Annotated in this window: 18 protein-coding genes; 9 read left to right on the forward strand and 9 right to left on the reverse strand. The window is 67.2% G+C overall.

Annotation, left to right across the window (positions count from 1 at the left end; translation table 11 throughout):
* Positions 1-40 precede the first annotated feature (40 nt).
* On the forward strand, positions 41-1,027 hold the full coding sequence (locus OOB33_RS05180) for a M48 family metallopeptidase (protein WP_271007922.1): 987 nt from the start codon (positions 41-43) through the stop codon (positions 1,025-1,027).
* 18 nt (positions 1,028-1,045) lie between these two features.
* Here the strand turns inward: OOB33_RS05180 and OOB33_RS05185 are convergent, their stop codons facing one another.
* From OOB33_RS05185 to OOB33_RS05195, 3 genes are all read right to left on the reverse strand, one after another.
* Positions 1,046-1,687, reverse strand: a complete 642-nt coding sequence (locus tag OOB33_RS05185; protein WP_171827330.1) for a Crp/Fnr family transcriptional regulator — start codon at positions 1,685-1,687, stop codon at positions 1,046-1,048.
* Between the two features lie 174 nt (positions 1,688-1,861).
* On the reverse strand, positions 1,862-2,557 hold the full coding sequence (locus tag OOB33_RS05190; protein ID WP_108724348.1) for a helix-turn-helix transcriptional regulator: 696 nt from the start codon (positions 2,555-2,557) through the stop codon (positions 1,862-1,864).
* 217 nt (positions 2,558-2,774) lie between these two features.
* Positions 2,775-4,310 (reverse strand): peptide MFS transporter, encoded by a 1,536-nt coding sequence (locus OOB33_RS05195; RefSeq protein ID WP_271007923.1) that lies wholly within the window; start codon positions 4,308-4,310, stop codon positions 2,775-2,777.
* A gap of 284 nt (positions 4,311-4,594) precedes the next feature.
* Here OOB33_RS05195 and OOB33_RS05200 point away from each other — a divergent pair, with 284 nt between their 5' ends.
* From OOB33_RS05200 to OOB33_RS05210, 3 genes are all read left to right on the forward strand, one after another.
* Positions 4,595-5,056: a Cd(II)/Pb(II)-responsive transcriptional regulator gene (locus tag OOB33_RS05200; protein ID WP_102768617.1), complete on the forward strand. Its 462-nt coding sequence runs from the start codon at positions 4,595-4,597 to the stop codon at positions 5,054-5,056.
* Entirely contained in the window at positions 5,053-5,592 is a 540-nt protein-coding gene (locus tag OOB33_RS05205; protein ID WP_271007924.1) for a DUF4124 domain-containing protein, read from the forward strand. The genes OOB33_RS05200 and OOB33_RS05205 overlap by 4 nt, the downstream gene beginning before the upstream one ends.
* 265 nt (positions 5,593-5,857) lie before the next feature.
* Positions 5,858-6,637 (forward strand): AraC family transcriptional regulator, encoded by a 780-nt coding sequence (locus tag OOB33_RS05210; RefSeq protein ID WP_271007925.1) that lies wholly within the window; start codon positions 5,858-5,860, stop codon positions 6,635-6,637.
* Positions 6,638-6,660: 23 nt separating this feature from the next.
* On the opposite strand, the gene OOB33_RS05215 is transcribed toward OOB33_RS05210, so the two are convergent.
* The 6 genes from OOB33_RS05215 to OOB33_RS05240 all read right to left on the reverse strand — a co-directional run bounded on the left by OOB33_RS05215 (position 6,661) and on the right by OOB33_RS05240 (position 17,991).
* Entirely contained in the window at positions 6,661-8,805 is a 2,145-nt protein-coding gene (locus OOB33_RS05215) for a prolyl oligopeptidase family serine peptidase (RefSeq protein WP_271007926.1), read from the reverse strand.
* Positions 8,805-11,624: a TonB-dependent receptor plug domain-containing protein gene (locus tag OOB33_RS05220; RefSeq protein ID WP_271007927.1), complete on the reverse strand. Its 2,820-nt coding sequence runs from the start codon at positions 11,622-11,624 to the stop codon at positions 8,805-8,807. The genes OOB33_RS05215 and OOB33_RS05220 overlap by 1 nt, the downstream gene beginning before the upstream one ends.
* 225 nt (positions 11,625-11,849) lie before the next feature.
* The gene (locus OOB33_RS05225; protein ID WP_102768613.1) at positions 11,850-13,271 is read right to left on the reverse strand and encodes a M16 family metallopeptidase; all 1,422 of its coding nucleotides are present in this window, start codon (positions 13,269-13,271) and stop codon (positions 11,850-11,852) included.
* Between the two features lie 26 nt (positions 13,272-13,297).
* Positions 13,298-14,689, reverse strand: coding sequence for a M16 family metallopeptidase (locus OOB33_RS05230; protein ID WP_271007928.1), 1,392 nt, complete (start codon positions 14,687-14,689; stop codon positions 13,298-13,300).
* Positions 14,690-14,737: 48 nt separating this feature from the next.
* On the reverse strand, positions 14,738-16,900 hold the full coding sequence (locus OOB33_RS05235; RefSeq protein WP_271007929.1) for a prolyl oligopeptidase family serine peptidase: 2,163 nt from the start codon (positions 16,898-16,900) through the stop codon (positions 14,738-14,740).
* A gap of 134 nt (positions 16,901-17,034) precedes the next feature.
* Positions 17,035-17,991, reverse strand: coding sequence for a DMT family transporter (locus OOB33_RS05240; protein WP_271007930.1), 957 nt, complete (start codon positions 17,989-17,991; stop codon positions 17,035-17,037).
* A 143-nt stretch (positions 17,992-18,134) separates the two neighbouring features.
* Between OOB33_RS05240 and OOB33_RS05245 the strand changes: the two genes are divergently transcribed.
* The 5 genes from OOB33_RS05245 to OOB33_RS05265 all read left to right on the forward strand — a co-directional run bounded on the left by OOB33_RS05245 (position 18,135) and on the right by OOB33_RS05265 (position 23,882).
* Positions 18,135-18,593: an Lrp/AsnC family transcriptional regulator gene (locus tag OOB33_RS05245; protein ID WP_102768609.1), complete on the forward strand. Its 459-nt coding sequence runs from the start codon at positions 18,135-18,137 to the stop codon at positions 18,591-18,593.
* A gap of 215 nt (positions 18,594-18,808) precedes the next feature.
* Positions 18,809-19,783, forward strand: coding sequence for a 5'/3'-nucleotidase SurE (surE, locus tag OOB33_RS05250; protein WP_271007931.1), 975 nt, complete (start codon positions 18,809-18,811; stop codon positions 19,781-19,783).
* 11 nt (positions 19,784-19,794) lie between these two features.
* Complete coding sequence (locus OOB33_RS05255; protein ID WP_271007932.1) at positions 19,795-20,457, forward strand: hypothetical protein; 663 nt, start codon at positions 19,795-19,797, stop codon at positions 20,455-20,457.
* Positions 20,458-20,633: 176 nt separating this feature from the next.
* Positions 20,634-21,830, forward strand: a complete 1,197-nt coding sequence (locus OOB33_RS05260) for an efflux RND transporter periplasmic adaptor subunit (RefSeq protein ID WP_271007933.1) — start codon at positions 20,634-20,636, stop codon at positions 21,828-21,830.
* A gap of 15 nt (positions 21,831-21,845) precedes the next feature.
* Positions 21,846-23,882: an ATP-binding cassette domain-containing protein gene (locus OOB33_RS05265; protein ID WP_271007934.1), complete on the forward strand. Its 2,037-nt coding sequence runs from the start codon at positions 21,846-21,848 to the stop codon at positions 23,880-23,882.
* Positions 23,883-23,900 lie beyond the last annotated feature (18 nt).

Raw genomic sequence — 23,900 nt, forward strand, 5'->3', positions numbered from 1 at the left:
GCTTGTTTTTGCCAACTTTGGCCGCATTGTCCTGAGCACCATGTCCCACCTCACCGATCCTGGTTTTTTCGATCCCGCGGCCGATCCGCATCTGCCCAGCGCGCCGGCCTATGGCTTCGGCCGCTGCCCCGATTGCGCGGCCGGCCGCTGCCGGCCTGAGAAGGGCTCGCGCCGTCTGTTCACCGGCCTGCTGGGCGCCGCCGCGCTGTCGCCCGCCCTGAGCGGCACGGCCTGGGCCCGTGAGGGCGTGGAGGTGGGCGGCCCCAGCAAGCTGACCAAGCTGGTGCCGGCCGAGCAGGTGGAGCAGGCCGGTGCGCAGCAATACCAGCAGATGATGCGCGAGGCCGCCAACCAGCGCGCCTTGCTGCCCAACAACCATCCGCAGCTGATCCGCCTTCGCGAGATCGCCAAGCGCATCATTCCCCAGTCCGAGCCCTGGAACGCCCGCGCCAAGCAGTGGCGCTGGGAGGTCAATGCCATCGTCAGCCCGCAGCTCAATGCCTTCTGCATGCCGGGCGGCAAGATCGCCTTCTATTACGGCATCCTGGAAAAGCTCAAGCTCTCGGACGACGAGGTGGCGGCCATCATGGGCCACGAGGTCGCCCATGCCTTGCGCGAGCATGCGCGCGAGCGCATGGCCAAGACGGCCGCCACGCGGCTGGGTGCCAATGTCCTGTCCAGCCTGCTGGGCCTGGGCAATGTCGGCGACACCTTGCTCAATATGGGCAGCCAGCTGCTGACCCTGACCTTCAGCCGCGAGGATGAGAGCGAGGCCGATCTGGTCGGCCTGGAGCTGGCCGCGCGCGCTGGCTATGACCCGAGTGCCGGTATCAGCCTGTGGGAAAAGATGGGCAAGGTCTCCAAGGGCGCACCGCCGCAATGGCTGTCCACCCACCCGGCCGGCCCGACGCGCATTCGCGACATTCAGGCCAATCTGCCCAAGGTCGAGGGCTTGTATGCCCGGGCCGACAAGCCCACGCAGCGCTTCGAGGTGGCGCCGCCGCTGCAGATGCGACCGGCTTCTTGAAGCAGCGCCCGCGGCGGCTTACCAGCGCGCGGGCAGCGCCTTGAGGCGGCGGTAGCGGCCGTTGGCCACGCGTTCGAGATAACCGCCCAGTTCCAGATCCTTGACCAGCTTGGACACCATCTCGCGCGAGCAGCCCAGGCGTTGGGCCATGGCCTGGTGGGTCAGCAAGATCTCGTCGCTGGTGGCGGTGGTGGTTTCCAGCAAGGCCTTGAGCCGGCCGTAGACATCGTTGAGCGCCAGCTGCTTGGTCGACAGCGTGGCGGCGCGGGCGCGCCGGATCACCTTGGTCAGCAGCTCGAAGGCGAATTCGGGGTGCTCGGCGATATGGGCTTGCAGGCTGGCGCGGGTCAGCAGCACACAGCGCGAGGCCTGCTCGGTGATGACGCTGGCCGAGCGCGGGCCGCCGTCCAAACTCATTTCGCCCACGTACTCGCCGGGGCCGTAGATGCCGTAGGTGACCTCGCGGCCGCGTGCATCGCAGCCGTAGGCGCGCAGGCTGCCGCTGAGGATGAGGTAGAGGCTGTCGCCTTGCGAGCCTTCCTCGATCAGCACGGTGCCGCGCCGGTAGCTGCGTGCCATGCCACGGGCGGCCAGCAGGCGAAGGCTGGGCGGAAGGTCGGCGGTGACCGATTCAAGGGTGGGCGTGTCGATGCTGTCCATGCGGGCTTGCTCGTGGGCGACGGCCGCCAAGGCCGCCAGCAAGGCCGGATGTTACGAGAGACACTGCGCAGAACAGTGGCGTTCGAGCGACGCCCCTTTTAGGGGCTTGCCCCACTGAGATTTTTGTAGATCGTGCCTTGCAGGCGGGTGCGCCTCAGCGCAAAGGCGTGGCGATCAATTGATCTTGTCCATGCGCAGGGCCGAGACCAGGGGCGGCAGCACCGCCAGCTGGCGCAGCAGCTCGCCAATGCTGTCGGCGCCCGATTTGGCGCGGATGCTCTGGATCTGGGTGCGCACGGTGGAGATGGCCACACCCTGGCGCTCGGCCACCGAGCCGGGGCGTGCGCCTTGGCTCAAGGCTTTCAGCACTTCGGTTTCGGTGGGCGTCAGGCCGTAGCGCAGGGCGAACCACTGCGTGGCCAGCTCGCCGCAGAGCTGGCGCCGCTCCAGCACCAGCAGCACGGCGGCCTGCGTGACGTTGCGGTTCAGCGGCACCACCACCACATTGCTGCTCAGTTCGCCCTCGCCCAGGCGCAGCAGGCAGCGCCGGCCTTCGTTTTCCGCCGCCAGCAGGGCGTCGTTGAAGGGCGTGCTGTCCTTGGCGTCGCGGCAGCGCAGCTGGTTGCCGCTGAGCAGCAGCGGGTGTTCCTCATCGAGGCTGCGGCGCGCGGCCAAGTTGCAATGCAGCACACGGCCGGAGGCGTTGAGCAGCACCACGCCGTAGTCCAGCTCTTCCAGCACCAAGCTCAGCCAATGGCTGCTCAGCGATTCGGCCTGGCGCCGTTCGGTACCGGGGTGGCGGCTTGGCGTGATCGCGGATGCGAGCGAGGCCATGGCTGCTGCTGAAGAAGAAGAGTCTGTCGACCACATGCCGATCTCCTGGCTTGGCTGCGTGCGCAGGGCTCGGAGGGGCCGCCACACGCCGGGCTTCCAGCTTAGGCAGAGTGCGGGCTTGCGGAGGGTGAATGGTGATCGGTGCCGATGTGAAAGATTCACGCATCGGGGTCACAAGTTCTTGAAAAACCAAAGAAAAAGGCCCCGCAATGCGGGGCCTTGAGCCGGGGCCTCCCGGGTGTCGAGGGGGCGCTCAGTGCACGCCGTGCATCTTCTTCTTCATCCAGGGCGCCAGCGCCATCAGCACCAGGCCGGCGGCGGCCGGGATCACGGTGAAGATCAGGAAGAAGGTGGACATCGAGTAGGTCGAGGAGATGTAGTCGATGTAGGCACCGGTCTTGCCGGCGATGAAGTTGGCGATGGCCGTGTTCAGGAACCAGACGCCGAACATCAGGCCCAGCAAGCGCGCGGGGGCCAGCTTGGAGATGTAGGACAGGCCCACGGGCGACACGCACAGCTCACCCATGGTGTGCAGCAGATAGGCCAGGCACAGGAAAAGCATGCTGACCTGGGCCGTCTTGGCGCCCGAGGGGATGCCTGCCGCGCCAAATGCCAGGGCCGCAAAGCCCAGACCCAGCAGCACCAGACCGACGCCGAACTTGACCGGGCCGCTCGGGTTCCAGTGCTTTTCCCACATCTTGGAGAACGCGGGCGCCAGGATCACCAGGAAGAAGGAGTTCAGCACGCCGAACCAGGTGGCGGGCACTTCGCTCTGGTCCATGGCGAACTCGCGGCCCAGCATCCAGATCACCAGGCCCCAGATCACGGCAAAGGCCAGGACCAGCAGCAGATTGCCCAGCCACTGGCTCTTGCCCGTGGCACGGTGCAGCTGGAACAGCAGCCAGGTCAGGATGGCCGCCGGGATCACCGTCATCAGTGAGTTGATGACCTTGAAGACCAGGCCGCTGGTGCCGACCAGGGTGCGGTCGGTGTAGTCGGCCGCGAAGATGGTCATGGAGCCGCCGGCCTGCTCGAAAGCGAACCAGAAGAAGATGGTGAAGAAGGCGAACACGAAGATGGCCTTCAGGCGATCGGCCACCACATGGGCGGGCGTGTCATCGGCTGCCTTGGCGGCGGCGGTCTTTTCCTTGCTCGGCGCGGTGCCGATGTCACCAAAGATGGCCTGGCTGAAGAAGAACTGCAGGGCGCCCAGGATCATGAAGACACCGGCCAGACCGAAGCCCAGGTTCCAGGACACTTTTTCACCGATGTAGCCACACAGCGAGATGCCGAAGAAGGCACCGGCGTTGACGCCCATGTAGAACAAGGTGTAGCCACCGTCACGGCTGCCTTCGTTGTCCTTGTTGTAGAGCTGGCCGACGATGGCCGAGATGTTCGGTTTGAACAGGCCTGTGCCCGCAATCACCAGGCCCAGGCCCAGGTAGAAGGAAGGGATGGTCTCGAAGAACAGCGAGACGTGACCGGCGGCGATGATGAAGCCGCCCAGCACCACGGCGCGGCGGGTGCCCAGGTAACGGTCGGCCAGATAGCCGCCCAGGATGGGGGTGAAGTACACCAGCATGGTGTACCAGCCATAGAGCGAGGTGGCATCGGCGCGGCTCCAGCCCCAGCCGCCCTTGGCGGTTTCCGAGATCAGGAACAGCACCAGCAAGGCGCGCATGCCGTAGTAGGAGAAGCGTTCCCACATTTCTGTGAAGAACAGGACAAACAGGCTGTTGGGGTGGCCGAGGATGGTGTTGGGCCCCGCAGTTTGAATTTTGGTGTTCAAACGACTCTCCGTTCTTGGTCTTGATGGATGACGTGCCTCGTGCCGACCCATGTCCCTCAGGGGCCCACAAAAGGCAAACCGCCTGGAGGGTCTCTCCTGGCGGCTTGGGCCGCTATTGTCGCTGTGGCCTGTTGCCTGGCTTGTTCGGGTTCCCACCAGGGGGCAACGAACCGGGGGGTGTCTTTTGGCAGGGGCGGCAGGACATAGCCTGGAGTAGCTCCAGACAATCAGCGCTATGCTTGCTCTTTCAGCTCAGACCGCCCGAATCACGGGCCTGCGACCTCATGCGCATCGGCGAACTCAGCAAGGCCACCGGCGTGGACATCGAAACCATCCGCTTCTACGAAAAAAGCGGCCTGCTGCCCGGCCCGGCGCGCAGCGACAACGGCTACCGTGACTACGCCCATGCGCATCTGGAGCGGCTGGCCTTCATCCGCCACTGCCGGGCGCTGGACATGTCCCTGGCCGATGTGGCCCAGCTGCTGGCCAGCCTGGACACCGAGGACGCCGAACAGCTGGCCCAGGTCGACGGCCTGGTCGAGGCGCAGCTGGCACGGGTGCGCGCGCGCCTGGCTTCCATGCTGGCGCTGGAGCAGCAGTTGGTGGCCTTGAAGGCGCGCTGCGACGGGCGCCACCATCTGCACCCCCATGCCGCCGGCAGCCAGGCCTGTGGCGTGCTGCAGGAGCTGGTGGCCGCCGCCCACGGCGAGGCCTGCGCCTGTCACGAGGCGTTGATGAAGCCATGACGAAGAAGAAGACCTTGTGCGGCCTGGCCCTGTTTCTGGCTGTTCTGGCTGCAGCCTCTCAGGCGGGCGAGATCTGGAAATGCCAGCAGGCCGGCCAGGTCCGCTACTCCGACCGCCCCTGCCCGGCCCAGGGCGACACCTTGTCGCCGCGCGCGCTGCAGCCCAATGTGGTGGCGGCCGAGCGGGCGGCATCGGGCGCCGCCGCCTCGCGCCTGGCCGGCAATGTCTGCCCGGATGACATCGAGATCGCCGCCATGGAAACCCGCGCCACGGCCAGCAGCCTGGGCCCGGCCGAGCAGCGCTTTCTGAAGGACGAGATCGCCCGCGCCCGCCAGTGCCGCCAGGGCAGCGCCCGCTACTCGGCGGCCGACTGGGCACTCAGTCGCCAGGCTCAGAGTGATCAGTTTCGCCCTGGCGCTGAGCCCGCTGCACGCCAACGGGCCGAAGCCATGCATCAGGCTGCGGCGCGGGTTGGCGGGCTGCGCCCGGAGCCACCCATGGCCGGCGCCTCGGCCCCGAGGCGCTCCAGTCCTTGAGGCCCCACCCTCGCCTTGTCAAAGGCAGGGCCTGACCTGCCGCGTCCGAAATGAGCGTATTGCGCCACTGCAAGAGCGATGGTTTTCCCGAGTTTGATATAGATATATCAAACATATACTCAGTCTCAATGCCGATCGAAGCCGGCTCCTGAGGTTCTTTCGAAGTGGCATTGCATCGGGCCCGGCCTCTGCAATGGAACCCGCTTCATCGGTTCTTGACCCTGGTGATGGCCAGCCATGCCTTGAGTTCAATGGTGAAGTTGCCATGCAAAACAATGCCCTTCGCCTGTGCGAGCTGAGCCTGGTCGAAGCCTTGTTCGACCCGCTGCCCGACGTGGTGTTCTTCGTCAAGGACCGCGATGGCCGCTATCTGCGCGTCAACCAGACCTTGGTGCGGCGCAGTGCACAACGCTCCAAGCAAGCCTTGCTGGGCCGCACCTCCAAAGAGATCTTTCCCGGCGCCATGGGCGAGGCTTTCTGGGTGCAAGACCGCAGCGTCATCAGCAGCGGCGCGGCCATGCAGCGCCATCTGGAGTTGCACCTCTATGCCGATGGCGGCGCCGGCTGGTGCCTGACCCACAAGCTGCCGCTGCGCGACGAGCCTTGTGGCGAGCGACCCGGCGCGGTGCTGGGCGTGGTGGGCATCTCACGTGATCTGGGGCGGCCCGACCAAAGCCATCCGGTCTATGGCCAGATTGCCGAGCTGGCACAGCAGATTCGCAGCCATTACGACCAGCCCCTGCATCTGGGTGACTGGGCGCGTGCTGCGGGGCTGACGCTGGACCGGGTGGAGCATCTGTTCCAGCGCATCTTTCACCTCAGCCCGCGCGAGATGCTGCTGCAAGCGCGCCTCGATGCCGCACGACGCCTCTTGGTCGAAGCGCCCGATCTGAGTGTGGCGGCCATCGCCATGCAATGCGGCTACAGCGACCAAAGCGCCTTCACCCGCCAATTCAAAGCCACCACCAGCCTGACGCCTTCGCAGTACCGGCGCCTCCAACAAGGGCAACAGCCCAGCGGCGCGCCTTGGCGCGCCGCGGCCTGATGCCAGAAGCCCTAACTTTGCTTTTACGGTGATGCTGGGCCGGGCTTGGGGCCCATCAGCTGCTCCCGCAAAAAGCCATAGCTGAGAGCCCAGAGCTGGGCTTGCTGCGCCGGCGTCGATGCGCCCGCATGGCCGCCTTCGCGGTTCTCCCAGTACAGCACCGGCTGGCCCAGCTCCTGCAGCCGCGCCACCATCTTGCGGGCATGGCCGGGGTGCACCCGGTCGTCCAGGGTGGAGCTGGTGTAGAGCACCTTGGGATAGGGCTTGGCGGCGCTGGCGTTCTGATAGGGTGAATAGCGCGAGATGGTGGCCCATTGCTCGGGGATGTCGGGGTTGCCGTACTCCTCGATCCAGGACGCGCCCGCCAGCATGCGGTGATAGCGCCGCATATCGGTCAGCGGCACCTGGCTGACCACCGCGCCAAACAGCTCGGGCCGCTGCACCATGGCCACCGAGGTCAGCAAGCCGCCCAGGCTGCCGCCCATGATGCCCAGGCGCGCCGGGCGGGTGATGCCGCGCTGGATCAGGTCTTCGGCCACCGCGATGAAGTCATCGAAGCTGCGCTGGCGATGCTCTCGCTGGGCCGACTGATGCCAGCGTGGGCCGAACTCACCGCCGCCGCGCAGATTGGCCAGCACATAGACCCCGCCGTGCGACAACCAGGCACGACCCAGGATGCCGCTGTAGCTGGGCTTCATCGAGATCTCGAAGCCGCCGTAGCCGTAGAGCAGGGTGGGCGCGCCGTCCTTGGCCATGTCACCGCGCGGCTTGACGATGAAGTAGGGCACGGCGGTGCCGTCCTTCGAGCGCGCCTGCAGCTGCTGCACCTCGTGTGTGCTGGCATCAAAGAACTCGGGCAGGGCCTGCAAAAGCTGGCGTTCGGCGCGGCCCACTTCGCCCAACTCCAGCCGGGCCGGGGTGAGGAAATCGCTGCGGGTCAGCAGGTAGTGATCCGCCTGCTGGCCCGCCAAGGCGCTGACACTCAAGCTGCCCAGATCACCCGCCGGCAGCAGCGCTTCTTGCCACTGGCCCTTCTGGTAGCGCCACTGCACCAGCTGCTGGCGCGCGTCCTCCATGCGCACGCCCAGCACTGCGCTGCGGGTGGCCACATGGCTTTGCAGCGAGCTGCGCGGCGTGGGGTTGAACAAGGTGTGGAACTGCCGCTTGCCGGCCGCCCAGTCGGACCGCGCAATCGCCAACAAGGAGCCGGCGGCATGGGTCTTGTCACCTAACTTCCAATCGGAGCGCAGCTCGATCAGCCACTGGTCGGCAAAAGGGCTCATGCTGGCGTCGGCCGGCTTGCTCAAGGCCTGCAGGCGACCGTCTTTTTGCAGGACATGCTGCTCGCCGGCAAAGAAGCTGGTGCGACGCTCGATCACATGCACCCGCTCCTGGCCGATTTGCTCGGCCCAGGTCCAAACGCTGACGTCCTGCGGTGCCGCTTCGAACAAGAGCCGTGCCTGAGCCAAGGGCTGGCCCCGCTTCCAGAGCTTGACCTGGCGCGGGTAGCCCGAATCCGTCATGCTGCCGGCACCGAAATCGGTGGCGACACTGAGGGTGTTGCGGTCCACCCAGGTGGCCGAGCCTTTGGCTTCAGGCAGTGCAAAGCCGCCCGAGGCCGGCGCAACAAAGCGACGCGTGCCGAGGTCAAACTCGCGCAGCACATGGGCGTCGCCACCGCCCCGGCTCAGGGTGAGCAGGCAGCGCTGGGTCTGGGGAAGCAGGCAGTTGGCCCCTCCCCAGACCCAGGGCGCACCCTCCTCCTGGCTCAAACGGTCCACATCCAGCACGGTTTCCCACTGCGGCGCCGCGCTGCGATACGAGGCCAGCGTGGTGCGCCGCCACAAGCCGCGGGGGTGGGCCGCATCGCGCCAGAAGTTGTAGAGGTAGCCGCCCATCTGCTGCGCATGGGCGAGGCGCTTGGGTGAGGCCAAGACCTCGGCCAGGCTCTGGCTCAGCGCTGAATGCTTCGAGGCTTGCGGGCCGCCCTGCAGCGCCGCCAAAGTCGCCTCGTTCTGGCCCTGCACCCAACTGAGCGCCCGCTCGCCCTGCACCTCTTCCAGCCAGAGGTAGGGGTCTTCCCCGTTTGCCTGCGCAGAGCACAGACCCGACAGCTGCAGCAGCAAGGTCGCAGCAAGCGCACGCAGCGCGGGTTTGGTGTCGTTCATCAGAAACGCGCCTCCAGATTGACCTTCAAGACCCGGCCGCCCAGCGGCAATGAAGAGCCGGGACGCAGTTCCACCAAGGGCTTCTGATTCAAAGCGTTCAGCACATTGGCGGACAGGGTGAAGTTCTTGAAGCCGCTGTACTGCAGCCACAGATCGGTGCTCAGCCAGGGCTTGATGCGGCAGTCGGCCTCGGCCACATCGCGCTCGGCGCAGCCTTCGATGCTGTTGTCCGTGTCCCAGTCCGCGGCGCTCAAGCGGGTGCCGGAGTACTGGTGGAGTCGGGCACCCAGCTTCCAGTCGGCCAGGCCCCAGTTGATCTTGTAGATTGCATGCAGGCGCGGCGTGCCGCGGTAGCCGACACGGTTCTCGGTGTAGTCCTGGGCGCTGTGGTCCCAATAGCGCACATCGAGCTGGTAGTTGGCTTCAATGCCCGCATCCAGCTGGCCCCAAGCGCCCAACTTCCAGCGGCTGCGCAGGTCCAGATCCAGGCCCGAGACTTGGGTCTTGTTCATGTTCTGGTACTGCAGGCCCAGCGAGCGCACCGAGCCAACGGCGAAGCCGATGTCCTTGCCTGAGAGCTCCTTGACCCGCATGGCCAGGTCCTTGTCACGCGCCGAGACCGGGTCGCGCGGCAGCAAGCCGGCATTGGCGTCTTCATTGGCCAGCACCTCGTTGACATCGCGCACGCCGATCTCGTCCTTGCGCTGGATCTTGTAGTAGTCCAGCGTGAAGCTGATGTTGTCGGTCGGTTGGGTCACGATGCCGAAGGAGACATTGTTCGAGGACTCCGGCTTCAAGTTTCCATTGGGCGTGATGGCCGAAGGGAAGCTGACCGAGCAACCCGAGTTGTAGGCCTCGGTGGCATCGAGCTGGTCGCTGGCATTGCCGGTCTTGAGCACCGCCTGCATTTGCTTGGCGGTGTCGCAGCGTTTCGGGTCCAGATAGCCGTTGTTGAACCAAGAGGCGCCGCCATTGCCGGTCTCGGGCAGGCTGGGCGCACGGAAGCCTTGGGTGACGGTGCCGCGCAGCATCAGCTCGCGCATCGGCCGCCAGGCCAGCTGCATCTTGGGCGTGACCGCGCCAAAGCCCTTGAAGACCTTGTCGCCGCGCAGGGCCAGCGTGGCCTCGATCTGCTTGGTGAAGGGCAGGTTCACTTCGCCGAACAAGGCGCCCACATTGCGCTTGCCCGAGATGTCCACACCCGAGAAGCTGACGATGCGCGCCTGCAAGATGTTGTCCATGCTGCGGTGCTCGAATTTCTCACGGCGCAGCTCAGCCCCGAGCGCCAGCATGATGGGTCCGCCGGGCAGGCGGCCGATCTCGCGCGAGCCCTTGGCATCGGCGAACTGCTGGGTGTAGGTGCCCGAAGAGCCCATCTCGGGGAACATCTTCTCCAGCAGCTCGCGCGGGTTGGTCTGGCCGAACTTGTAGGTGCCGCTGGTGATGGCCTCTGCGTAGCCGAAGCGGTCTTTGTAGAGGTGCTGACGCTGGGTGGCCTTGGACTGCATCATGCCCAGCGCGCCATCAAAATCCCAGCCCCAGGCCGAGCCTTCCACACCAGCCAACAGGCGGAAGTCGCGCGAGGCGCCGATGTTCTTGAACATGTCCGGGTGGTCCACAAAGCGGTAGTTCAAACCGATGGGGAAGCCGTAGGGGTTGTTCGGATGGTCGGCCGGCAGACGCGGGTCGGTGAAGCTTTGCAGCTCGCCCTTGATGCTGTCGTACCAGGTGCTGACGCTGCCTGGATTGCTGCGCGGAATGTTGGTGTGGTAGTTGGCCTGAATGTCGGCGCCTTGGAACTCGGCAAAGGCGCTCAGGTCCTTGTTGATCGTCATGCGCGCACCGGCCAGCAAGGTGACGCGGCGGGTGGCCGGGCGGGCGTCGCTGTCTTTCCAGTAGTCGTACTGGCAGACGCCGCCCATCAGGTCTGCTGCAGCGCAGCCCGGGGCCGGGGTGTTGATGCGGGTACCGGCCAGGGCCGGGTCTTTGTAGTCGGCTGGATAGCTGCCGGTGTAGTTGCCGGGGAAGGCGCCGGCCGAACGCTGGCCGCGCGCTGGGTTCTGCTCCAGATACCAATCGGGCAGCAGATCACGCACCGCGCTGTCTTTGTAGCTGCCGCGTTTGTAGACCTCCAAATGCGCGTAGGCGTTGAAACCCTGCGTGGCCAGATTGCCGTGGCCCACGGTGACCGAGGCTTGCTGGTCGGCGTCCAGAAAGCTCTTCTTCAAGTTGCGCTGCGCGCTCAGCTGCAGACCCACTCCGGTGAAGTCCTTGACGGTGATGACGTTGATCACGCCACCAATCGCGTCCGAGCCATAGATGGCCGAGGCGCCGTCCTTGAGCACCTCGACGCGCTCGATGATGTTGGCGGGAATGGCGTCGATATTGGTGAAGTTCAGCTGCAAGCCATCGGCGAAGCCGTAGCTGGCCAGGCGGCGCCCATTCAGCAGCGTCAAGGTGCCGCCGGTGCCCAGATTGCGCAGCGACACGCCCGAGGCCCCGCTGGCCCAGGAATTGGCGCCGCCCAGGTCGCTGATGGCGCTGCGATCGTTGTTGCTCAGATTGGCCAGCACATCGCCAACCGTCAGCGCGCCCGAGGCCAGGATTTCGTCCCTGCGCAAGACCAGCAGGGGCTGTGAGCTTTCTTGCTCGGTGCGCTTGATGTTGGAGCCGGTGACCGTCACGCGATTCAGGGTCTGCGGCTCGGCCGCTGCATCCTTGCCTTGGGCATGGGCGGCGGGGCTGTGGCTCAAGGCCCAGCAGGCCATGGCCGAGGCCAGGGCGATGGACTGGAGTTGGGGGCAGGCTTTCTTGTTCATGCGTCTCCTCGTGGTTCTTTTGGGGATCCGCTCAGAATAGAAAAGCCGCCCTCCCTCGTCTTGATGCCAAACGGCAGCGGGCCGACCGAATTCGGCACAAAGTACCTGGGCCGGGCTGGCCCCGATTCATGCGCCCGACCTTGTCCAGTTCGGGCCAAGGAAAAAAAAGGGCAGGTGCCTTGCGGCCCTGCCCATCTGTCCCGTGCTGAAGCAGCGCTGCGGTGATCAGCGGCTGACTTTGAACTCGCCGAATGCCTTCAGCTGTTCGGCCACTGCGCTCGGGTCGCCGACCACGATCAGGCTTTGCGTTTCGGGCGAGAAGTACTTCTTGCCAATCTCGCGCACCTGCTCGGCCGTGACCTTCTGGATCAGCGGCACATACTCGCCCAGGTACTCGGCCGGGCGACCGACCAGCCAGTTGTTGGCCAGGGTCTGGGCCACCGCGCCCTGCAACTGGGTGGTCAGCAGATAGGTGCCGGCCACATAGCGCTTGCTCATTTCCATCTCGTCCGCGGGCACCAGATCGCTGCCGATGCGGCGGTACTCCTTGATGAACTCCTGCAGCGCAGCGCCGGTCACTTCGTTGCGCACATCGGCACCACCGGTGATGGCACCGCCGACGCGGAAGGAGCGGCCACCGGCACTGGCGCCGTAGGTGTAGCCCTTCTCCTCGCGCAGGTTCTGGTTCACGCGGCTGGAAAAACCGCTGCCCAGGATGGTGCTGGTCAGGCGCAGCGGCACCTGTTCGGCGCTGGTGGCGGCGATGCCGGGGCGGCCCAGGCGGACCGTGCTCTGCACGCTGCCCGGGCGCTCCAGCAGCAGGCGTTGCGGCGCGGCGCTGGTGGGCGCTGCGGCGATCTCGGCCGGCGCCGGGCCCTGGGCTTGCCAGTCACCAAAGGCCGCTTGGGCCTGCTTCAGTGCCTCGGCCGCGCTGATCTGGCCGGTGATGACCAGCAGGGCACGATCGGGGCGGAAGCGTCGCGCATGCTCGGCGCGCAGGGCTTCGGCCGTGGCCGCGTTGATGCTTTCGGCGGTTTCCTGGCTGCGGCCGTAGGGGTGCTCGCCATAGATGGCCTGGCTCAGCGCCTTCTCTGCGCGGAAGCCGGGCTGGGCGCTCGCCACTTTCAGGGCTTGCAGGGCATTGGCCTTGGCCAGGGCCACTTCGCCCTCGGGGAAGGAGGGCTGGCGAGCCACTTCGGCCAGCAGGCGCAGCATGTCGCTGGCGTGTGATTTCAGCGCATAGGCATTGAGGGTGATGCCGTCGTTCGAGGCGCCGGCACCGACACCGCCGCCCATGCCCTGGGCGGCCTCGGCGATGGCGCGCGAGTCGCGCTTGGCCGTGCCTTCGTTGAGCAGGCCGGCCAGCAGCTTGGCGCGGCCTGGGGCATCGGCAGCGTCGGCGCCATAGCCGGCACCGCGCAGGGCCAGCACGAAGTCCACGCGGGGCAGGCCCTGGCGCGGCAGCACCCAGACCTCCAGGCCGTTGGCCAGGGTCTTCTTGCTGATGTGGGGCACGGGGATGGGCTTGTCCTGGCCGTACTTGGGCAGGTCGGCCGGCATCTTGACGGCTTCGGCGGCGCTGGCAGCCAGGGGCGCGACAGCCAGCACGGCGGCGAGCATCAGGGGAGTGAGCTTGAGTTGTTTCATGATGATGAAGGGCTCCGGTCTCGCATTCAGGGCTTGGCGCTGCTGGCGGCATCGGCCGCAGCGGCCGGGGCGGCCAGCATGGCGGCCGGCTTGCGGTCAATCACCGAGCGGTTGGCCACGGTCAGGTAGGTCTTGGCCGCGCGTTGCACATCGGCGGACTTGACGCCCTCGATCCAGCCCGGGATCCTGTTGACCACTTGGGCATCGCCCCACAGGGTCTGCAGCTTGGCCAGGGTGTCGGCGCGGCTCAGGAAGCTCTCCAGGCCGTTGTACCAGTCGGCCAGCAGGCGGGTCTTGACGCGCTTGAGCGTCGCTTCATCGACGCCGTCCTTGACCACCTTGGCGATCTCCTCGTCCATGGCGCTCAGCAAGGCATCGGCGCTGCTGTCGGGCTTGTAGAGGGCGAAGACGGTGAAGATGGTCGGGCCGTCGTATTCCCAGATGCTGGTCAGGCCGTACAGCGATTCCAGGTTCAGCGCCAGCTCGCGGCCCTTGACCAGGCTTTGGTAGAAGCGCGAGGCATCGCCGCCGGCCAGCAGCTCGCCGAGCACGGCCATGGCCGGCTGGTCCTTGCTGCCGCGTTCGGGCATCTTCCAGGCCGCAGCAATCGCCGGCACCTGGGCCAGCTTGTCGCTCTGCACCAGGCGGCGCTCGGCGGTGTTCAGGCCTTCGCTGAAATTGCTGGGCGCCGGGGTCGGGCGCTTGGGAATGGCGGCGAAATACTTTTCCGCCAGGGCGAAGGCCTTGGCCGGGGTGATGTCGCCGGCGATCGACAGCACGGCATTGTTGGGGCCGTAGTAATCGCGGTGGAAGGCGCGCACATCGTCGAGGCTGGCGTTTTCCAGGTCCTTGAAGCTGCCGTAGCCGTCGTGGTTGTTCTCCCACTTGTCAAAGGCCAGGCCGCCGATGTCGATCCACATGAAGCCACCGTAAGGCTGGTTCTGCACATTGACGCGGATCTCTTCCTTGACCACGTCCTGCTGGTTCTTCAGCGTGGCGGGGTTGAAGTCCAGGGTCTTCATGCGGTCGGCTTCCAGCCAGAGGATGGATTCCAGGGCCGAGACCGGGGCGGTTTCGATGTAGTTGGTGAAGTCGGGCCGGGTGGAGCCGTTGTTGTTGCCGCCGCCGCCGGTGATCACCTTGTCGAACACGCCCTTGGGCGCGTTCGGTGTGCCTTGGAACATCAGGTGTTCGAACAGGTGAGCAAAGCCGGTGCGGTTCTTGGGTTCCAGCCGCATGCCCACGTGATAGACGACGCTGACGCCGACCGTGGGGGAGCTGTGGTCGGGCGAGACCAGCACGGTCAGGCCATTGGCCAGCTTCTTGCTGGCGACTGGCACCTGCCAGCGGTCGGCGGCTTGCGCCGCCAACGACAGGGCCAGCCCTGCGAACAGGGCAATCAGGGAATGCTTGCGCATGGGCACCTCGTTGAAATCAGGGGTTAGGGTGGGTTCCGCGCTGAAGGCTCAGGGCAGAGGCATGTTGAAGGTGTGGGCGAAGAAGGCCAGCATGTCGGCACGCTCCTCGATGATCTTGGAGGTGGGCTTGCCGGCGCCATGGCCAGCCTGCGTCTCGATGCGGATCAGCTTGGGTGCCGGGCCGGTGTCGGCCGCCTGCAGGGCGGCGGTGTACTTGAAGCTGTGCGCTGGCACGACGCGGTCGTCGTGGTCGCCGGTGGTCACCATGATGGCCGGATACTTCACGCCCGACTTGATCGTGTGCAGGGGCGAGTAGGCCATCAAGGCCTTGAACTCCTCGGGGTTCTCGGACGAACCGTAGTCCGGCACCCAGGCCCAGCCGATGGTGAACTTGTGGAAGCGCAGCATGTCCATCACGCCGACCGCCGGAACGGCTGCGCCGAACAGCTCGGGCCGCTGGTTGACCACCGCGCCGACCAGCAGGCCGCCGTTGGAGCCGCCGTTGATCGCCAGCTTGGCCGGCTGCGTGTACTTCTGCGCCACCAGCCATTCGCCGGCGGCGATGAAGTCGTCGAACACATTCTGCTTCTTCAGCTTGGTGCCGGCTTCATGCCAGGCCGCGCCGTACTCGCCGCCGCCGCGGATGGAGGCCAGCACGTAGACGCCGCCCATCTTCATCCATGCCGCCGAGGTGATGCCATAGCCCGGCGTCATCGAGGCATTGAAGCCGCCGTAGCCGTAGAGCAGGGTCGGGTTCGTGCCGTCCAGCTTCAGGCCCTTCTTGTGGGCGATGAAGATGGGGAAGCGCGTGCCGTCCTTGCTGGTGACGAACTCGCGGCGGGTTTCATACTGCTCGGCGTCGAAGGCGGTTTGCGGGCGCTTGAACAGGCTGAGCTTGTTGCTGGCCACGTCGTAGCGGTAGATGGAGCTGGGCGTCGTCAGGCTGGTGTAGCTGAAGAAGGTCTCGCGGTCCTGCACGCGGCCGCCAAAGCCACTGGCGGTGCCCACACCGGGCAGCTGCACCTCGCCCTGCGGCTTGCCGTCCAGGCCGTGGCGGCGCACCAGGGTGGAAGCGTCGCGCAGATAGCTCAGCAGCAGGCGGCCGCCCACGGCGGAGGCGCCGGTCATGGCGTCGGGGCCTTCGGCGACCAGGGTCTTCCAGGCTTCCTTGCCCGTGCCCTGCAGGTCGATGGCCACCAGGCGGCCGCGCGGCGCGTCCTTGTTGGTCTTGACGATCAGCTGTTGGCCGTTCACGCCGACCGCCTCGTAGGCCGCGTCGAAGGCCAGGCTGATGGCCTTGGGCTCACCGCCGGCAAAGCCACCCTTGACCAGGGGCAGCACCATCAGGCCGTTCTTGGCGCCGCCCTTCCAGACATTGATCACCAGCAGCTTGCCGTCATCGGTGACGCTGCTGTTGAAGCCCCATTCTTTCTCCTGCGGGTTGGCTGCCACCAGCACATCGGCCGATTGCGGCGTGCCCAGGCGGTGGTAGAAGAGCTTCTGGAAGTAGTTGGCGCCGGTCAGCGCCGCGCCTTCGGCCGGCGCGTCGTAGCGCGAGTAGAAGAAGCCCTTGCCGTCCGGCGTCCAGGTGGCGCTGGAGAACTTCACCCATTCGATGGCATCGGGCAGGTCGCGGCCGGTGGCGAGGTCACGCACCTTCCAGGTCTGCCAGTCGGAGCCGGCCTTGGAGCTGCCGTAGGCCAGCAGTTTGCCGTTGGGCGAGGGGGCATAACCGCTCAGCGCCACGGTGCCGTCCTGGCTCAGGGTGTTGGGATCCAGGGCGATGCTGGGCTGGTCTTTCAGCGACTTGGCGGTGTAGAGCACCGATTGCTGCTGCAGGCCGTTGTTGCGGGTCCAGAAATAGCGGCCGCCTTCCTTGAAGGGCACGCCGAACTTCTCGAAGTTGTAGAGCTCGGTGTAGAGCTTGCGCACCGGCAGGCGCTGCGGCATGGCCGCGAGGTAGGCATCGGTGACCTGGTTCTGGGCCTTGACCCAGTCCTTGGTCTGGGCGCTGTTGTCGTCTTCCAGCCAGCGGTAGGGGTCGGCCACGGTGGTGCCGTGGTAGTTGTCGGTCTGCTCGACCTTGGCGGTCGCGGGGTAGCTCGGTGTGCTTGTTTGCGCGAAGCTGGCGCTGCTGCTCAGCAGGGCCAGGCAGGCGATCACCAGGGCCTTGCTCGCGGGTAGACGGGCGGGCCGGATCTTGTTCGTCATGGCGGGTATCTCTTTCCAGAACTCAGGGCTCGGCGCGGTCGGCGCGAGGCTGCGGCATTCTGGCAAGGATTGAAAACCATGACGAAAGGCATTCCCCGATTTGCTCTGCGGGGAAACCCGGGGGTGAACAGGCCTCAGCGCGCTTTCTGGCTCCAGAGCACGCCAGCGGCGATCAGTCCCATGCCGATCAAGGTCACGCCATCGGGCTGCTCGCCGAACAGCGGGATGGCCAGCAGCGTAGCCAGCACCGGGGTCAGGGCGCCCGCGGTGGCGCTGCGCTGCGCGCCCAGGCGGGCGACCGCCAGGCTGTAGCTCAGGGTCGAGATCAGGCCCACGCCCACGCTTTGCAGGCCCAGCTGCAGCAGCAGCTGCGAGCCGCTCAAGCTCGGCAAGGCCAGGCCGCCGCTCTGGGCCCAGTGCCAGGCCAGCAGGGGCAGCAGCAGGCCGAGCGACACGGTGGAGATCAGCGTGGCCGCCTCCAGCGGCGCCAGCTTCGCCTCACGCAGGGCCAGGGTGTAGGCCGACCACATCAGGCTGCCCAGCAGAAAGAAGGCATAGCCTTGCGCCAGGTCGGCATGGCCGGCCTTCAGGGCCAGCAAGGTGGCCACGCCGGCGGCGATGCACAGCAGGGCCGGCCAGCGCGCCAGCGCCGCGCGGCCGTGCAGGGCGGCGGCCAGCAGGGCGGTGAACAGGGGCAGGGTGCCGGGGATCAGGGTGGCACCGTCGGCCACCGGCGCATGGCGCATGCCCCAGCCAGCGATCAGAAAGTAGGGCAGGCCGGCGCCGGCCACGATCAGCAGCCACAGCCGCGCGGGCACGGCGGCAAAGCGGGCGCGGCGCTGCCAGAGCAGGGGCGCGAACAGCAGGCCGGCCGGGCCGAAGCGCAGCAGGGCCAGCTCCACCGGCGGCAGGGCCACGCGCGCGCCGGCACGCAGCGAGATGAAAAAGCCGGCCCAGATCACCAGGGTCAGCGCCAGCGCGGCCCAGCCCAGGGCTTCGCCCTGATACCAGGCTTGCATCGGCCGGCGCGCACCGAAGGATTGCGAGGGCAGGCCGGCGGCGGCGAGATGGGGGCGGGGCGTGGGATTCATGGCGGGCGGCGAGCGGGATCGGTACTGCGAGGCCGTAAATTTTCGAGCGCCGACCGGGGTGATTTGGCGCCTTGCAGGCGACGGTTTCGATGGATTGGGCTGATTTCAGCCAATAATCCATCGAACTTTGATGGAAACAAGCCATGGACAGAATCGACATCCAATTGCTGGAGCTGCTGCAGCGCGACGGTCGCCTCAGCATTGCCGAGCTGGCCGAGCGGGTGGCCTTGTCGGCCAGCCCCTGCGCGCGCCGGCTCAAGCGCCTGGAGGAAGAGGGCTTCATCGCCGGCTACCGCGCCGTGCTGGACCGCAAGGCGGTGCAGCTGGCGACCACGGTCTTCGTCAATGTGCGGCTGATGCACCACCGCGAGGATGCGGTGCAGCAGTTCGAGGCGGCCATGGAGGCCATGGCCGAGGTGGTGGCCTGCCATGTGGTCAGCGGCGCTCATGACTATCTGCTCGAGGTGGTGGTCGGCGAGCTCAGCGCCTACGAGCAGATCGTGCGCCGCCTGCAGGCCCTGCCCATGGTGCAGGACATCACCAGCAACTTCGCCATCCGCTGCGTCAAGAGCGGCGCGCCGCTGCCGCTGAAAAGCGTCTGAGCTGCGACCGAGGCTGCCGCCTCAGCCCCTGCCACAGCTTTGTCATGGCGGCGCCATCGCCCTGCCATGAAGTCTCCGGACACTTGGAACCCAAGCGGCCCGACCGGTTCTGTCGCCTGCGCCCGGCCCTGTGCCGCCGCCGGTTCAGCACCCTCGGGCCTTGTGCTTGCCTGATCGATCGATTGTGTTCCCGCTGTTTCGGAGAGTTCACCGCCATGCGCGTTCGCCTGCTTCCCCTCCTGCCCTTCGTGCTGCTGGCCGGTCTGGCCCAGCCGGCCTCGGCCCTCAACATCGTCCTGAGCAATGACGACGGCCTGACCAGCAATGTCAAAGCCCTGTACGAGGCGCTCAAGGCCAAGGGCCACGATGTGATCGTCTCGGTGCCCTGCACCGGCCAGAGCGGCATGGGCGGCGCGGTCAAGTTCCTGACCCCGCTGACGCCGCTGACAGCGCCCTGCCTGAACGGCGCTGCCGCTGCGGGCGCACCCGGCGCCGGCCCCATGAGCAAGGCCGGCTTCACCAACGGCGACTACCACTACGTCAACGGCACACCCATCATGGCCCTGCTCTACGGCCTCGATGTGCAGGCGCAAGCCCGCTGGGGCAAGGCGCCGGATCTGGTGCTGTCCGGCCCCAACGAAGGCCAGAACGTCGGCCACATCGTCAACAGCTCGGGCACCATCGGCAATGCCCAGAACGCGGCCTCGCGCGGCATTCCCTCGATCGCCCTGAGCGCCGATGCCGACACCACCGACAACGTCAATCTGGCCGCGCCCAAGTCGGCCACGGTGGCCAAGCTCAGCGCGGACCTGATCGCCGCCCTGCAGGCCAAGGCCGGCACCGGCCCGCTGCTGCCGGCCGGTCTGGCGCTGAACGTCAACTTCCCGCAGGTGCTGGACGGCGCCAAATGGAAGTTCGCCCGCATCGGCAGCTACAACGCCTACAAGGTCAAGTTCGTCAAGGACCTGGGCGCCGACCCGGTGGCCGCCGGTTACGGCCTGAGCCAGGTGCACCTGCCCGGCGTGACCCTGGAGATGAACACCGCCCCGGCCACCGAGGCGCAGGCCGAGGACGAATCCATCGTCTACAAAAAGGACATCGCCGTCACGGCCATGCAGGTGGCCTATGACCACCGCGCCGCCGGCCAGCAATGGCTGCGCCTGCGCCTGCGTGACCTGCTGAGCCAGTGAGGGCGGTCACCATGCAAGCCTCTCTCTTGTTGCGCGCCCGTCTCCTGCCTCTGCTGGCCACACTGGCCTTGGCCGCCTGCAACGGCGGCGGCGACGACGACACCCCCGTGGTCCAGGTGCCCGAGCTCTCGCCCGGGACCTATCTCGTCAACGTCGGCACGACCGAGGCCCCGGTGCTGGGCCGCTACTTCTCGGGCAGCGATGGCAGCCGCCTGCTGGTCTTGCACAACAGTGCCGACCAGGCCGAGCGCCTCTACCGCCGCAGCGCGGCCGATGCCGCCTGGACGGCGGTGCCGGCCGCCACCGCCGATGTCAGCATCGCCCTGCAGTCCAGCTTCAAGCAGGCCCAAGCTTCGGCCGCGCCGACGCCGGCCGGCCTGGCCGGCCGCTATGTGGCCCAGCTGGCCCCGGGCGTCTGGGCCCAGTTCAGCATTGCCGCCGACGGCAGCCTCAACGCCGGCAGTGCCAGCCCCTGCAAGCTCAGCGGTCGCCTGGATGCCAAGGCCGGCGCCGGTGGCCTGGCCGTGAGCCTGAACGCCAGCGGTTGCGGCAGCAGCGTGCCGGCCAGCAGCCAGGGCTTTGTGCTGTTGGATGCCGAGGAGCAGCCGGCCCGCTTCCGCCTGCTGGCCGATGATGGCCGCAGCCTGTTGGACCTGCGCGCATTTACCGAGTGAGCCGAGCGAGACGAGCGAGCCGACTGAGCTAAGGCCGGCCGCACGTCGCCGGTCGAAGCTGCCGAGCAGTTCAGTCGCTTCTTTCGGCACCTGGTCGCACGCCGGGCGTGTGCCCACAACGCCCCTGCTACATTCGCCACCGCCTCTAACACTACATTTTGGCGGGGAAGATTCCTGTGCAGAGCAACAAGAGCAGCAAGACCTCGGCGGCCCGCGGGCGCTGGTTGAAATCCTGGCGCGTGCGCGTGGCCGTGCTGGTGTTGATCGGCGGCGCCTATGCCGCCTACCGCCACTTCACACCGCCGCCGCCTCCGCCGGCACCGCCCAGCGGCGAGGTCAGCCTGGCCGACATCATCCAGACGGTGCAGGCGGCCGGTGTGCTGCAGCCGCGGCTCAAGGTCGATGTCGGCGCCCAGGTCAGCGGCCAGGTGCGCCAGCTTCATGTGCAGTTGGGCCAGCAGGTCAAGAAGGGCGAGCTGCTGGTCAGCCTGGACCCCGAGCTGGCCCGCAGCGAAGTGGCCCAGGCCGAAGCCGCGGTGGCCCAGCAGGCCGCGCAGATCGAAGTGCGCCAGGCCGATCTGAAGATTGCCCGCCGCGAGGTGGAGCGCCAACGCCGCCTGCTGGCCGGCGAGGCCACCGCAGCCACCGAGGCCGAGCGCGCCGACACGGAACTGGCCAAGCTGGACTCCGACCTGCGCGGCCAGAGCGCCAACCTCAAGCGCCTGCAGGCCGAGCTGGACAAACGCAAGCTCTCCCTGGGCTACACCTCCATCACCGCGCCCATGGACGGCACTGTGGTCAACCTGCCGGTGCAGGAGGGCCAGACCGTGATCGCCGCCCAGATCACGCCGGTGATGGTGACCCTGGCCAATCTGGACGAAATCACCGTGCGCGCCCGCGTGCCCGAGGCCGACATTGCCCAGATCAAGGTCGGCCAGCAGGCCCGCTTCATCACCCTGGCCGGTGAGGCGCAGCGTTACGAGGGCAAGGTGCGGGTGATCCAGCCGGTGCCCGAGCGGGCCGGCAATGCGGTCTTCTACAACGTCCTGTTCGAGGTGGACAACAAGGCGCGCAAGCTGCTGCCCGAGATGACGGTGCAGGTCAATGTCGAGACCGGCTCGGCCAAGAAGGTGCTCAGCGTGCCCATGGTGGCCCTGGGTGAGCGCAGCGAGGACGGCCGCTTTGCCGTGCAGGTGCTCGATGCGCAGAACAAGCAACACCCGCGCCAGGTGCGCACCGGCCTGCAGGACGGCGCCCGCGTCCAGGTGCTCGATGGCCTGAAGGCCGGCGAGAAGGTGCTGCTGGCGCCGCCCTCGGCGGCCGAGCAGGCCGCCTCAGCGGCATCAGCCGCCTCGGCGCCGGCCTCGAAGTAAGCGGGCCGCATCGCCATGCATCCCCTGATTGAACTGCGCGGCGTCGGCCGCCACTACCGCCTGGGCGCCATCGACGTGCCGGCGCTCGATGACGTCAACCTGAGCATCCAGGCCGGCGAGTTCGTGGCCGTGATCGGCCAGTCGGGCTCGGGCAAGAGCACGCTGATGAATGTGCTGGGCTGCCTGGACAACCCGACCGTCGGCCAGTTTCTGATCGATGGACAGGACGCCAGCCAGCTGGGCCCCGACGAGCTGGCTGGCCTGCGCCGCGAGCGCTTCGGCTTCATCTTCCAGCGCTACCACCTGCTGCCGCATATGGATGCGCGCGCCAATGCCGCGCTGCCGGCTGTGTACGCCGGTGCCAGCGGCAGCGCGCGACGCGAGCGCGCCGAAGCCTTGCTGACGCGCCTGGGCCTGGGCGAGCGCATGCATCACAAGCCCAATGAGCTGTCGGGCGGCCAGCAGCAGCGCGTGTCCATCGCCCGCTCGCTGATGAATGGCGGCCAGATCATCCTGGCCGACGAGCCCACCGGTGCGCTTGATTCGCAAAGCGGCACCGAAATGCTGGCCCTGCTGCGCGAGCTCAACGAGCGTGGCCACACCATCATTCTGGTCACCCACGACGCCCATGTCGCCAGCCATGCGCGCCGCATCATTGAGCTCAAGGACGGCAAGGTCTTGAAGGACAGCGGCACACCGGCCGATCACCGCCTGCCCGGCCCCCTGGCCGGCGAGACCGCGGGCCTGGCGCGCGGCAGCTGGTGGGGCCGGCAGCAGATGCAGTGGCGCGAGGCGCTGCAATCGGCCGTGCAGTCGCTGCAGGGCAACCGCCTGCGCACGGCGCTGTCCATGCTGGGCATCAGCATCGGCATTGCCGCGGTGGTGTCCATCCTGGCCCTGACCAGCGCAGCGCGCGGCAGCATCGAGAAAGACGTGGGCAGCTTCCTGTCCGGCCGCATCCCGGTGTTCCGCGGCAACCCCAATCTGCCGCCCGGCACCCAGGCCCAGGCCTTCCGGCCCAGCGAGATCGAGGCCATCCGTGCCCTGCCCGGCGTCAAGGCGGTGACGGTGGAGCGCGAGACCCAGCTGACCGCGCGCCATGGCTCGCGTGATGCCATGGTCAGCGTGCTCGGCGCCGAAGCGCAGACCCTGGCCTCGCGCAAGCTCAAGCTGGTCGAAGGCCGCTACCTCAATGCCATGGATTTCGCCGGTTCCGCCCAGGTGGCGGTGATCGACGAGAAGGCGCGCAAGTCGCTGTTCAAACCCGGCGAGTCCGCGCTGGGCCGCACCCTGCTGGTGGCGCCGCAAGGCATGCCGGCGGATGGCGGCGCGGGCGGTGGCGGCATGGGCGGCGGGGCTGCGGCGGTGCCGGTGGGCGTGGCCCTGCCGCTGACCATCGTCGGCGTGGTCGCACCCGACACCGGCGGCGCGGTCAGCTTTGGCTCCTGGCTGGGCCAGGTGCTCATGCCCCACACCACCTTCGGTCGCAAGCTCGATGTGCGCGTCGATGCCGATCAGTTCAATGTGCTGTTGGATTTCACCGTGCCGCCAGCCGAGGTGCGCAAGCAGCTGACCTACCGGCTCAAGGCCTTGCACGGCATCGAGGATTTCGACTCCTGGAACGCCGACGAGGAGTTCCGCAAGTTCCAGCAGGTGACCGGGGCCATGGCCCTGCTGTTCGCCGGGGTCGGGGCGATCTCGCTGCTGGTCGGCGGGGTGGGTGTGATGAACATCATGCTTGTCTCGGTCAGCGAACGCACCCGCGAGATCGGCATCCGCATGGCGGTGGGCGCCCGCCAGGGCGATGTGCGCCTGCAGTTCCTGGTCGAGGCGGTGGTGCTGTGCTGCCTGGGCGGCACGGTCGGTGTGTTCCTGAGCTGGCTGGGCGCGCAAGGCATCAATGCCGCGCAGGAGTCGCTGAAGGTCGAGGTCAGCTGGGCCGCCCTGGGCGTGGCCTTTGCCGTGTCCAGCTTTGTCGGCCTGGTCTTCGGCACCTTGCCGGCGCGGCGTGCGGCGGCCCTGAGCCCCGTCGATGCCCTGGCCCGCGAGTGACGGCCTCCCCAAGAACAC

This window comes from Paucibacter sp. B51, assembly GCF_027863535.1.
GTDB lineage: Bacteria > Pseudomonadota > Gammaproteobacteria > Burkholderiales > Burkholderiaceae_C > Paucibacter_A > Paucibacter_A aquatilis.